Below are 11,802 nucleotides of genomic sequence, written 5' to 3'. Positions count from 1 at the left end.
TGTCTCGGAATTCCGCTCAGCGAGCATTTCACCTCATTGCTTCTCGTGCATTGCCGCACGCTCGAAACAGTGAGTTTTCACCTGACATTCTTCCGGGGATTTCCCCTGCCCGAAAACACGTGAGGACTAATCGTGTCGACAACATTTGCATTCACTTTTCCCAGGCGGGTCGCACTGTCCGCGGGTCTGCGCCTGGTGCGCTGGGCTCGGCGTCCGCATACCGCGTCAACCGCGGTCACGCAGCGCGACGTCGACCGTCGCATCGCCGAGGTCAGCAGCCTGGCCGCCCGGGAGGAACTGGCACGGCGCCGCGAACGCGACGTCGCGCGCTACCTCTGGCACGTCCGCCCGTTCGTCTGAGCGGCTGCAGGCCCGCGGCCGGACACCGGTCGCGGGCCTGCGGGCTCTGCAGCCGGACACTGGCCGCGGGGTCACCAGCGCCTTTCCGCAGGATGTGCCGAGCGTCACGCACCGCCGATTTGGCGCACAGCCCGCGCCTGAGTAATATTGATCAGGCAAGCGGGGGTATGGCGCAGTTGGTAGCGCGTCTCCATGGCATGGAGAAGGTCAGGGGTTCGAATCCCCTTACCTCCACCGCAGGGCGAAGGCCCCGGACGAATAAGTCCGGGGCCTTCGTCGTTCCACCGAGACCGTCGTTTCCGCGACGGGCGCCTGTCAGCCGGCTGACCGCTCGAGGTCAAGCAGGGTCTGCTTCCTCTCCTCGCCCCACGCATACCCGGTGAGCGCACCTCCTGCGCCGATGACCCGGTGGCACGGGACGATGATGCTGATCGGGTTCTTCCCGTTGGCCGCCCCGACGGCACGCGCCGCGGTCGGGCGCTCGATCCATCCCGCGAGCTCGCCGTAGCCGGCGGTCTCGCCGAAGGGAATCGTCGTCAGGGCCTCCCACACCTGCAGCTGGAAGACGGTGCCGATGGGGGCGAGCGGCAGGGCGAACTCTGTCCGGTCGCCGGCGAAGTACTCCCCCAGCTGCGCTCGCGCCGCGACGAGGACGTCGAGGTCGGGATCCTCGACCGGGTCGGCGCCGGTGCGCACCGCGAGGCGGTCGAGGACCTCGGCGAATCCGTCGAGGTAGGCCCCGGTGAGGCTGGCCCCGTCCGAGGTGAGCAGGATCTGCCCGAGGGGCGAGTCGATGATCGAGTAGATGAGGACGTCGGTCCTCGGAGTCGTGAACGTCATGGTCGTTCCTCTCAGTGCGATGGACGGTGTGGTCGACGGTGGTCTGCTGTGACGGCAGCGGAGTCGTCGGCGGTGAGAAGTGCTCTGCGGTCAGGGACCCGACGCGACTGATCGGGCGTGGAGCGCCCAGAGCAGATGGGTGAGATACGACCGCCACGGGCGGGCCCGGTCGAGGTCGGGCAGCCCCCGCGGTCCGGCGGCGGTGAGATCCTCGAGCGCCTTCCGCACCCCGAGGTCGGAGCCGAGGAGGACGTCGGGATCGCCGAGGGCGCGCATTCGGATGTAGCCGACGCTCCACGGCCCGACACCGGGCAATGCGAGCAGTCTCTCGGCAGCTTCCTCCCGGTCGCAGCCGGGACCGAGGTCGATGTCATGACGTGCGAGCGCCTCGGCGAGGGTGCGCAGCGTGGCGATGCGCTTGGCCGGCAGCGCCCACGCGTCATCGGGCAGCTCCGCGATCGCCTCGGCGGTCGGAAACACCCGATCGACGGCACCCGTGCGCATCTCGACGGGAAGCATCTCACCGGTGGACTCGACGAGCCGCGTGAGGTGGGTCTGCGCGGCGCGGATCGAGATCTGCTGTCCGAGCACGGTGCGGACGGAGAGTTCGACGGGGTCGCCGTGGCCCGGTGAGCGGATGCCCGGCACGAGGGCGGCAAGGTCACGCAGCCCCGCCTCGGCGAGGGTTCCGTGGACGGCGGCGGGATCCGCGTCGAGATCGAGGATCCGGCGTGCCCGCGCGACTGCCGCACCGAGGTCGCGGGTGTCGGCGAGGTGGAGGCGGCAGCTGACGAAGTCCCCGATCCCGGCGGCGAGCGAGATCACGGCGGGCCCGTGGGCGAGTCGCAGCGACCGGGTGTAGCGCCCGTCGCCGGCGTCCTCGATGCCGGGCACGCTGCGGGCGGCGAGATAGGCGACGAGGTGGTCGAAGTCGAACGGGGGCCGGTACGCGAGCCGGACGACGAGGTCGTCGCCGCGCGGCAGACGCGCACCGGTGCGCAGCCGCCCGGGGGCCAGACCGTACGTGTCCCTAAACGTGTCGTTGAACTGCCGGATGCTCGAGAATCCCGAGGCGAAGGCGATCTCACTCATCGTCAGCGTCGTCGACTCGACGAGGGTGCGCGCGGTGCGGACCCGTTCGCTGCGAGCCAGCGCCAAGGGCCCGGCCCCGAGTTCGGCGTGGAGGACCCGGCCGAGCTGGCGGCTGCTGTAGCCGAGTGCCGCGGCCAGCCCGGAGACGCCGGACCGGTCGACGAGGCCGTCGCGGATGAGCCGCACCGCGCGGGCACTGACATCGGCGCGGACATCCCAGTCCGGGGAGCCGGGACTGACATCGGGTCGGCACCGCTTGCATGCCCGATAGCCGGCCTCGACGGCAGCGGCAGCGGTGGGATAGAACGTGACGTTCTCCCGCATCGGCGTGCGTGCCGGGCACGAAGGCCGGCAGAAGATTCGCGTCGTCGACACCGCCGTGAAGAACATGCCGTCGAAGCGCCGGTCGCGGCCGGCGACTGCCTGGTAGCACTGATCCGTGGAGAGCATAGGACCATTCTGCTCCCCGGCGCGGCACCGTGCTAGCGGTTTTCGGACATCGCAGTACGGGGAACGATCCGCGGCACGAGCCACACGAGAGCGACCATCGTGACGAGTTCGATGAGGGTCTGGGTGACGACGGCCGCGGTGCCCAGACCGTCACGATCGACAGCGCGGACGAGAGGCAGCATGACGAGCGCGTTCCGCGTCACGCCGGTGAAGATCAGGGCCCGCCGCTCCCCCGCTTCGGGCAGACTCGCGCGACCGAGGAGCCATCCGATGCCCGTCATGGCCACGGCGAAGACGATGAACGCCAGCGCCGCGGGACCGAGGTCCGAGAGATGGGGAACGACGACAGCCACCTCAGCGGCGGCGACGAGCGCAAGGGTGAGGAGCATGAGCGGTATCATCGCCGCGGTCGCTCCAGTGAGCACGCGCACGGCCCCAGCCGACCGGACTGCCGCGACCTGGAGAAGGGCCGCGCCCAGGAGCGGGACGATGATGAAGACGACGAGCGCCCAGAGGAAGGGGCCGGGGGTGATCGCCGCGGTCGCGTCCTCGCCGAGGATGATCCGCAGCCACACCGGGAGCAGGAGGATCTGGGCGATCATGAGGACGGGGGTGAGCGCGAGCAGCCTGTCCGCGGACCCGCCGGCCAGCCCGGTGAAGACGATGACGTAGTCGATGCACGGGGTGAGCAGGACGATGAGCACCGGGACGACGACAGGGCCCGGCAGGGGCACAGCGAGGTGGATGCCCGCGACGACGACGGGGACGACGAGGAAGTTGAGGCCGAGGACCGTGAGGGCGAAGCGCGGCCTCCCGAACGCGCGTGCCGCCCCGGCAAGCGGGATGGAGGCGAACGTCGTGAAGAGCAGCAGGACGAGCACCGGGGTGACGAGCAGTCCGGCGAGATCCCCGGCACCGGGGATGAGGGTGCCGGCGATGATGCCGACGGCCACTGCACCGAGGCAGCCGAGCGTCTGCCAGGCAGTCACGCGACGATCCGTGCGCGTTCGTCGGGGATGGGCCCGGGCATCTGCAGAGCATCCTCCCACGCCGCGGCCAGGCGCGGGGCGACCTCGGCCAGCTCCGCCTCGGCGACGGTGTAGGGCAGGCGGATCCACCGATCGAGCCCTCCGATCGGGGCGAAGTTCGGACCCGATGCCAGGGTGACGCCGTGCGCCCGGGCCGCGGAGACGAGCGCCCCGGAGCGCTCCTCGGGCAGTCGCGCCCACAGCGCCATGCCGCCGTCGGGCACGGCGACCTGCCAGCTCGGCAGGTGGGTGCGCACGTCGGCGACGAGTCGGTCACGAGCCGCGGCGAGCCGAGCCCGCATCTGCGTGACGAGCTCATCGTGGTTGCGCAGCAGTTCGACGGCGACGAGCTGCTCGAGGACGGGCGCCCCGAGGTCGAGGGTGAGGCGGACGGCGGCGGCTTCCTCCATCCGGGCGGCCGGAACACGCATCCAGCCGACCCGCAGCCCGCCCCAGAAGATCTTGCTCGTGCTCCCCACGGCGATCGAATCGGGGGCGAACACCGACAGGGGCGTCTGTCCCGGCGTGCCGTCGAGACCGAGCTCGACGAGCGACTCGTCGACGACGGGAACGACTGCAGACCTCGCGAGCTCCGCGGCCAGGGCTGCACGATCGGCATCGGGCAGGAGCGCCCCCGTGGGATTGTGGAAGTCGGGGATGAGGTAGGCGGCGCGCACGCGGTTCTCGCGCATCGTCTGCCCCATCGCCCTGACGTCCCAGCGGTGGCGACCGTCGTCGTCGACCTCGAGCGGGTAGGCGACGATGCGGGCGCCTGCGCCTTCGATCGTCGCGATCGCGTTCGGGTAGCTCGGGCTCTCGACGAGAACGCCGCCGGACCCGCCGAGCAGGGCGCGGATGCCGATCGCCGCGCCGCCCAGGGCCCCGGAGGTGATGAGGATGTCGTCCGGGCGGGTCGGCAGACCACGCTGCGTGTAACGGGCGGCGACGAGTTCGCGCAGCGCCGGAATGCCCGAGGGATAGTAGCCGGTGCCCGGCAGATACGCGTGGACCTGCGAGACCGCCCGCTCATAGGCGTCGACGAGTCCGAGCGGTGCGACCGTGGCCGTGCACGTGAGATCGATCGAACCCGCGGTCGGCTCCGTCGGGGAGAGCAGGTGGTCGATGCGACCGCCGGGCACCTCGGGAAGTTCGACGAGGCTGCCCGACCCCCGGCGCGTGCGGACGAACCCGAGTTCCCGCAGCCGGGCGTACGCCCGCGACGACGTCGTCCGGGAGAGGTCGAGGGCGGTCGCGAGTTCGCGTTCGCTCGGCAAGCGGACGCCGACCGGGATACGGCCATCGGAGATCGCGTGGGCGATCGCCCCGGCCAGCGACTCATAGGCCGGCGGCGCGAACGGGCCAGTGCCGATGATCCGTGCCAGCCGGCGGGCTCCCATCGCAGTCGTCATGGAACCACTTTGTCCCAATTGGCTATTTTCCGCAATGCCAATTCACGTCATCATGGTCAGACGCCGCACTCCCGTGCGGTCCTCTGACACAGACCGCATCGACCGACCCGAAAGTCCACTCCATGGCCTCGACTCCTCCACCGCGACGCGAACTCGCCAACGTCGGACCGCTTCAGCAGCTGTCCGGGGGACGGCTCCCCCGCCGTCTCGTCCAGCTCCTCGTCGGCCTCTACCTCTACGGCGCGTCGATGGCGATGGTCGTCGTCGCCGGACTCGGCATGATTCCGTGGGACGTGCTCCACTCGGGCATCCTCAGGCATGTCCCGCTGACGTTCGGCACGATCATCACGATCACCTCGGTGCTCGTCCTCCTCGCGTGGATCCCGCTCAGGCAGATGCCGGGCCTGGGCACGGTGCTCAATGCGCTGCTCATCGGCCCGTCCCTCGATGTCACCCTGCTCTTCCTGCCGCGACCTGAGGATCTGGGGTGGCGGATCGCCCTCCTCGTCTCCGGCGTCGTCCTCAACGGGGTCGCCTCGGCGATGTACATCGGCTCGCAGTTCGGTCCGGGACCGCGCGACGGCCTGATGACCGGGCTCTCCCGGGTCACCGGTCGTTCGATCCGGCTCGTGCGCACGCTCATCGAGGTCACCGTCGTCGCCGTCGGGTGGGCGCTCGGCGGGGTCATCGGGATCGGCACCGCGCTCTACGCGCTGAGCATCGGACCGATCACGCAGGCGCTTCTGCCCGTCTTCACCGTCGAGCTGCGGCCCCGCAGGGCCGCCCGAGACTGACCGGACCGCACCGCGCCCGGCAGCACCGTGGGCACCTGACCTGACGACAGCCGGCCTGAGGGCAATTCACCCGGACAACGCCGACGGCGCCGCCCTCCCCGCATCGGGAGAGCGGCGCCGTCGGCGGCAGCAGGCTTGCAGGCTCACTCCATGGTGTCGAGGATGTCGACGAGGTCGTCGAAGGTCGTGAGCGGATTGACGATCGCGAACCGCGCGTTCGGGCGACCCTCGTGGGAGCTCGGGACGACGAAGGCCCGCTGCTCCTCGAGGAGCTTGTCCGACCAGGCGTCGTAGTCCTCGCGCTCCCAGCCGACGCGTTCGAAGACGACGACGGAGAGCTCGGGGTCGCGCACGAGGCGGAGGTTCGGCCGCCTCTTGATCTCCGTGCTGATCTGCCGGGCGAGATCGATCGAATGGCTGATGGCGTCGCGATAGGTCTGCGCGCCGTAGGTCGCGAGCGAGAACCACAGCGGCAGGCCGCGCGGGCGGCGTGTGAGCTGGATGGCGTAGTCCGAGGGACTCCACTCATCGGACTCGGTGAGGGTGTCGAGGTACTCCGCCTTCTGCGTGTGGGCGCGCCGGCCGTTGCGGGGATCACGGTAGATGAGCGCACACGCGTCGAAGGGGGCGAAGAGCCACTTGTGCGGATCGACGATGACGGAGTCGGCGCGGTCGACGCCGGCGAACTTGTGCTTGGCGAGCGGGGAGAGCATCGCGGCGAGCCCGTACGCGCCGTCGATGTGGAGCCAGAAGTCGAAGTCGTCCTTGAGGGCGGCGATCCCGGCGATGTCGTCGATCGTCCCGAAGTTCGTCGTCCCCGAGGTGGCGACGACGGCGATGACGGCGTCGCCGTGCTCCTCGAGCGCCTCGCGGACGCCCTCGGGGCGGAGGATTCCGGACTCATCGGTGGGCACGGGGGCGATGTCGACGTCCATGACGTCAGCGGCGGACTTCACCGAGGAATGCGCCTCGGCGCTGCAGACGATGACCCACCGGCCCGGTCGGGTGTCCCCGAGTTTCGCCTTCTGCGCTTCCCGGGCCGCGACAAGTGCGGAGAGGTTGCCGATCGTCCCGCCCTGGACGAAGACCCCACCGGCGGTCTTCGGGAGGCCGAACTCGGAGGCGAGCCACGACAGCACCTCGTTCTCAGCGTGGACGACTCCGGCGCCTTCGAGCCACGACCCTCCGTAGAGGGCGCTCGCGGAGACGACGAGGTCGAAGGCGACGGCGGCCTTCGTCGGGGCGCTGGGGATGAAGGAGAGGTACTTCGGGTGGTCGGTCGTGATGCACGCGGGAGCGAAGATGTGCTCGAAGATCGCGAGTGCGCGGGCCGATCCGAGGCCCTCCTCGCTGATCGTCGGTCCGGCCAGCCGCGTGAGCTCGGAGTCCTTCATCGGGTGGTCGAGCGGGGTGTCGACGGCGAGGGTGCGCCGCCGTGAGTAGTCGAGCACGAGGTTGACGAGATTGCGGGTCTCATCGGAGACGACGTGCATGCGGTCGTGGGGAGTGTCGGTCATCGGGGCCTCCGAGAGAAAGAGCGGGTGTTCATTCGTCCGAGGATATCGGTTCGCAGGCCGATTCCCGACCTCGTGCCGCACCGCGAAGCGGCCGGCGGGCGCCGCTCGACGACCGGCGGCAGCCGCTCGGCGACCAGCGGCAGCCGCTCGGCGGTCAGCGGCGGCCGCTCCCGGCGCGGCCGTCAGCGCTCGCGACGACCGCTGACCTCACGATGCTCTCCAGCGGTGCCCGCCCCACCGAAATCGCAAATACTGATTGAACATCATATTTGCTTGCGATTCCCGCAGACGCTGCCGTAGGCTCGAGGCATGGCCACCAGCATCGCCGCCCGCGCCCGGGAGACCGTCGCCGGCAGCGGCCTGTCCCAGCGCCGCCTCGCCCAGGCGATCGGCATCGACGAGACCAAACTGTCGAAGTCGCTCTCGGGTCGGCGCAAGTTCACCGCCGAGGAGCTCCTCGGCCTCGCGACGGCGACCGGCGTGACCGTGCGCTGGCTGCTCGGCGACGAGTCGACGGTCTCCGCGGTCCCTGCCGGCCTGCGCACCGCCTCGGCGCTCGATGAGGCCGATCAGGCCTCGCCGCGGCGCCTCATCGTCGAGACCGCCTGGGACCTCTTCGCCCGCCACGGCTACGATGCGGTCCGCATCGCCGACATCGCCGAGGCGGCCGGCGTCTCCAGTGCGGCCGTGCACTACCACTTCGCCGGGAAGTCGGAGCTCTTCGACGCCACCCTCGAGTTCTCGGTCAAGCTCGCCTTCGACCGTCAGGTCGCGTGGCTCGACGAGATCGTCTCGCCGCGCCGGCGCCTCGAGCGTCTCCTCGAACTCCAGTCGCCCATCGGACCCGACGCCCGTCGGGAATGGTCGATCTGGATTCAGACGTGGAGTCGCCTCGCCGTCGAGGACCCGGCGGAGTCCGCGTATCCGGCCGGGTACGACCGGTGGTCGCGGACGGTGCGCGCCACGCTCGAAGACGGTCAGGCCAGCGGTGTCTTCCGGCCCGGCGATGCGACGGAGATGACCGACGAACTCACCTCCGTCGTCGACGGCCTCGGCATCAAAGTCGTCACCGGACTCATGGACGTGCCGACGTTCCGCCACCGCCTCGACCGCTACCTGCGGCGAGCGATTATCACCCCCGAACCTGATGAGGAGTCATCATGAATCGCAAAGTCATTCTCACCTGTGCCGTCACAGGTGCCGGCGACACCGCGGGCAAGAGCGAGCACGTTCCCGTCACCCCGGAGGAGATCGCCGCCGATGCGATCGCCGCCGCCCGCGCCGGGGCCTCGGTCGTCCACATCCACGTCCGCGATCTCGAGACGACGCTCGGCTCCCGCGAGGTCGCCTACTACCGTGAGGTCGTCCGCCTCATCCGCGCCTCCGACGTCGACCCCGTCATCAACCTCACCGCGGGCATGGGCGGCGACCTCGTCATCGACCCCCAGGATCCGACGACGCAGATGCCGGGCACCGACCTCGTCAACGCCCTCGACCGCCTCCCCCACGTCGAGGAGCTCCTGCCGGAGATCTGCACGCTCGACTGCGGATCCCTCAACTTCGGCGAAGGGTCGAACATCTACGTCTCGACCCCGGACATGCTCCGTGAGGGGTCGAAGAAGATCCAGACCCTCGGTGTGCGTCCCGAACTCGAGATCTTCGACACCGGCAACCTGTGGTTCGCCAACGTCCTCGTCGAGGAGGGGCTCATCGACCCGCCGCCGCTCTACCAGCTGTGCATGGGCATCCCCTACGGTGCCCCCGTCGACGCCGGCCTCCTCCAGGCCATGGTCCACCTCCTGCCCAAGGGCGCGGAGTTCACCTCGTTCGCGATCGGCCGCAACCAGCTGCCGTGGGTCGCGCAGTCGGTGCTTGCCGGCGGCCACGCCCGAGTCGGCCTCGAGGACAACCTCTACATCTCCAAGGGGGTCAAGGCGACGAACGCCGCCCTGACCGACCGCGCCGTGTCGATCATCGAGGACCTCGGCGCCGAGGTGGCCACCCCCGACGAAGCCCGCGAGATCCTCGATCTGCGCGTGCAGACCGCGACCGCGATGGGAGCCGACCTGTGACCGCACCCTCCTCCTTCCCCGCCCCCGAGTCCGTGCGGACGATCACGTGCATCGGCGCAGGCACGATCGGCGGCGGCTGGGCCGCCTACTTCCTCGCCCGCGGGTACACGGTCAAGGTCTGGGACCCCGATCCCGCTGCCGGTGAGCGCCTCACCCGCCTCATCGACGCCGCCTGGCCCGCCCTCGCCGAACTCGACATGGTTCCCGGAGCCGACCGCACCGCCTGGACGATCCACACCGACCTCGCCGAGGCGCTGGCCGGCACCGAATTCGTCCAGGAGTCCGCTCCGGAGAACCTCGACCTCAAGCGCCGCCTCTTCGCCGACATCGACGTGCTCACCCCCGCCTCGGTGATCATCGGATCATCGACCTCGGGGTATTCGATGACGGAGATGGCCACCGAGGTGACCCGCCCCGAACGCTTCGTCGTCGGGCACCCGTTCAACCCGCCCTACCTCATCCCCTTGGTCGAGGTCGTCGGCGGTGAGGCCACCGACCCGGCCGCCGTGGACTGGGCCGCGGACTTCTACGCCCACATCGGGAAGTCCGTCATCCGCATGGACCGCGAAGTCCCCGGATTCATCGCCAACCGCCTCCAGGAGGCGCAGTGGCGCGAAGCCCTGCACATGGTCGAGGCAGGCGAGGCCACCGTCGAGCAGATCGACCGGTCGATCACGGACGGTCCGGGCCTGCGCTGGCCTTTCCAGGGGCCGATGCTCACCTTCCACCTCGCCGGGGGTGAGGGCGGCATGGCCCACATGCTCGATCACTTCGGTCCCTCGCTGAAGTCGCCGTGGACGCGACTCGACGCGCCCGAGCTGACGCCTGCGCTGCGCGATGCCGTCGTCGCCGGCTGTGAGGACGAGAGCGCGGGGCGCTCGATCGCCGACCTCGTCTCCGCTCGCGATGCCGGCATCGTCGCCCTGCGCAGGCTCACCGCCGACCTCGACTCGGGCGGGGGTGCCACCGCTGCCGCGACTCAGGCTGCGGCTCAGTCGACCACCGCTGTGACAGGCGATGCGGCCGGCCCAGGCGTTGTCGACCCGGCTGCGGCCGGCACCGGTCGTCAGCTCAGCGAGTACCGCACCGCGGTCCGCGAGGAGTGGATCGACTACAACGGGCACCTCTCCGAGGCGTTCTACGTCCTCGTCTTCGGGTTCGCCACCGATGCGATCATGGACGAACTCGGCCTCGATGCTGAGTACCGGAAGGCCACCGGGTGCTCCCTCTACACCGTGGAGTCCCATGTCCGGTACCTCGACGAGGTCTCGCTCGGCTCGACGCTCATCGTCCGTCCGCAGCTCGTCGCCGCCGGGGCGAAGAAGCTCCACCTCGCGTACGAGATGATCGTCGACGGCCGTGTCGTCGCGACCGAGGAGATCCTCGCCCTCCACGTCGATCAGACGGCGGATGCCGCCACGGAGTTCCCCCCGGAGATCGCAGCGACGATCGCCAAGGTGGCCCGCAGCACGCCCGAGTGGTCCGGTCGCCGCGTGGGCTGAGTCAGGCGACGCTCGTCCAGCTGCCTGCCGCGGCGCGGAAGGCAGCTGGGCGCAGCTGTCCGGCGCCGGCAGGGACAGCGCCGAGCACCGGGGCGCTGTCGCCGAGGCGGCGACGGTTGTCGACGGCGACCGGAGCAGGATCGGGAGGCCACGAGCCGAGGACGATCCCGCCGATGGGAAGCCCGCGGGCACGTAGGGCCTCACAGGTCAGCGCCGTGTGGTTGAGGGTTCCGAGACCTGGCCGGGCGACGATGACGAATTCGACCCGGACCGCGGGAGCGAGCTCGCTGAGAGCGGCGGCGATGTCGGCCAGCGTGTGCCCGTCGCCGAAGTCGACGAGGAGACCCCCGGCGCCTTCGACGATGACCGCGGCAGGATCGGCGGCGTCCCGGCCGCACGCGAGGATCGCCTCGGCGTGGTCGTGGGGCGTCGGCAGCGACACTCCGACCGCGGCGGCCGCGGCCGCCGGTGCCATCGGCAGTCTCAGGCTCACCCCGGTCGACCAGGCGACGCCGGCGAGGGTCCCGGCGATCTCCGCATCACCCCGGGTGACAACGTCGGTGTAGCGGGATTCGAGGTCTCCGCGATGCGGGTCGTCGGCGGCGATGAGACCGGTCTGCACCGGTTTGCGGATGTGCACCGCGACAGCGCGCTGCCGCAGTCGGACGGCGAGAGCCGCTGTCACGATGGTCTTGCCGACCCCCGTGTCGGTCCCGGTGACGACGATGCAGCGCATCG

General features: G+C 70.2%; 11 protein-coding genes and 1 tRNA gene. 6 read left to right on the top strand and 6 right to left on the bottom strand.

All coding sequences use genetic code 11. The features are described from left to right. Positions 1 to 132: 132 nt before the first annotated feature. Positions 133 to 360, top strand: a complete 228-nt coding sequence (locus FJ887_RS06820; RefSeq protein WP_140955083.1) for a hypothetical protein — start codon at positions 133 to 135, stop codon at positions 358 to 360. 161 nt (positions 361 to 521) lie between these two features. Beyond that, a tRNA-Ala gene (locus FJ887_RS06815) sits at positions 522 to 594 on the top strand. Between the two features lie 81 nt (positions 595 to 675). On the opposite strand, the gene FJ887_RS06810 is transcribed toward FJ887_RS06815, so the two are convergent. The 4 genes from FJ887_RS06810 to yczR all read right to left on the bottom strand — a co-directional run bounded on the left by FJ887_RS06810 (position 676) and on the right by yczR (position 5,179). Continuing rightward, positions 676 to 1,200, bottom strand: coding sequence for a methylated-DNA--[protein]-cysteine S-methyltransferase (locus FJ887_RS06810; protein ID WP_140955084.1), 525 nt, complete (start codon positions 1,198 to 1,200; stop codon positions 676 to 678). Positions 1,201 to 1,290: 90 nt separating this feature from the next. Further along, positions 1,291 to 2,742 carry a DNA-3-methyladenine glycosylase 2 family protein gene (locus FJ887_RS06805; RefSeq protein WP_140955085.1) on the bottom strand — a complete coding sequence of 484 codons (1,452 nt, stop codon included), beginning with the start codon at positions 2,740 to 2,742 and terminating at the stop codon, positions 1,291 to 1,293. A gap of 32 nt (positions 2,743 to 2,774) precedes the next feature. Continuing rightward, entirely contained in the window at positions 2,775 to 3,731 is a 957-nt protein-coding gene (locus FJ887_RS06800; protein ID WP_140955086.1) for an arsenic resistance protein, read from the bottom strand. After that, positions 3,728 to 5,179, bottom strand: a complete 1,452-nt coding sequence (gene yczR, locus FJ887_RS06795) for a MocR-like transcription factor YczR (protein ID WP_250786183.1) — start codon at positions 5,177 to 5,179, stop codon at positions 3,728 to 3,730. The genes FJ887_RS06800 and yczR overlap by 4 nt, the downstream gene beginning before the upstream one ends. 122 nt (positions 5,180 to 5,301) lie before the next feature. Between yczR and yczE the strand changes: the two genes are divergently transcribed. Then, positions 5,302 to 5,973, top strand: a complete 672-nt coding sequence (yczE, locus tag FJ887_RS06790) for a membrane protein YczE (RefSeq protein WP_140955087.1) — start codon at positions 5,302 to 5,304, stop codon at positions 5,971 to 5,973. Between the two features lie 143 nt (positions 5,974 to 6,116). On the opposite strand, the gene FJ887_RS06785 is transcribed toward yczE, so the two are convergent. Then, positions 6,117 to 7,490, bottom strand: a complete 1,374-nt coding sequence (locus FJ887_RS06785) for a pyridoxal phosphate-dependent decarboxylase family protein (protein ID WP_140955088.1) — start codon at positions 7,488 to 7,490, stop codon at positions 6,117 to 6,119. A gap of 309 nt (positions 7,491 to 7,799) precedes the next feature. Between FJ887_RS06785 and FJ887_RS06780 the strand changes: the two genes are divergently transcribed. The 3 genes from FJ887_RS06780 to FJ887_RS18495 are packed head-to-tail and all read left to right on the top strand — an operon-like array spanning position 7,800 to position 11,064. Further along, entirely contained in the window at positions 7,800 to 8,654 is an 855-nt protein-coding gene (locus tag FJ887_RS06780) for a TetR family transcriptional regulator (protein WP_140955089.1), read from the top strand. Next, complete coding sequence (locus tag FJ887_RS06775) at positions 8,651 to 9,562, top strand: beta-keto acid cleavage family enzyme (RefSeq protein WP_140955090.1); 912 nt, start codon at positions 8,651 to 8,653, stop codon at positions 9,560 to 9,562. Before FJ887_RS06780 ends, FJ887_RS06775 begins: the two co-directional genes overlap by 4 nt. Further along, entirely contained in the window at positions 9,559 to 11,064 is a 1,506-nt protein-coding gene (locus FJ887_RS18495; RefSeq protein WP_140955091.1) for a 3-hydroxyacyl-CoA dehydrogenase NAD-binding domain-containing protein, read from the top strand. The genes FJ887_RS06775 and FJ887_RS18495 overlap by 4 nt, the downstream gene beginning before the upstream one ends. 1 nt (position 11,065) lies before the next feature. Here the strand turns inward: FJ887_RS18495 and bioD are convergent, their stop codons facing one another. After that, positions 11,066 to 11,800 (bottom strand): dethiobiotin synthase, encoded by a 735-nt coding sequence (bioD, locus tag FJ887_RS06765; RefSeq protein WP_140955092.1) that lies wholly within the window; start codon positions 11,798 to 11,800, stop codon positions 11,066 to 11,068. Positions 11,801 to 11,802: the final 2 nt, after the last annotated feature.

This window comes from Brevibacterium sp. XM4083 (genome assembly GCF_006489205.2).
In the GTDB taxonomy this organism is placed as follows: domain Bacteria; phylum Actinomycetota; class Actinomycetes; order Actinomycetales; family Brevibacteriaceae; genus Brevibacterium.
The sequence above is the reverse complement of the archived record's forward strand: the minus strand, read 5'-3'. Positions and strand labels throughout refer to the sequence as shown.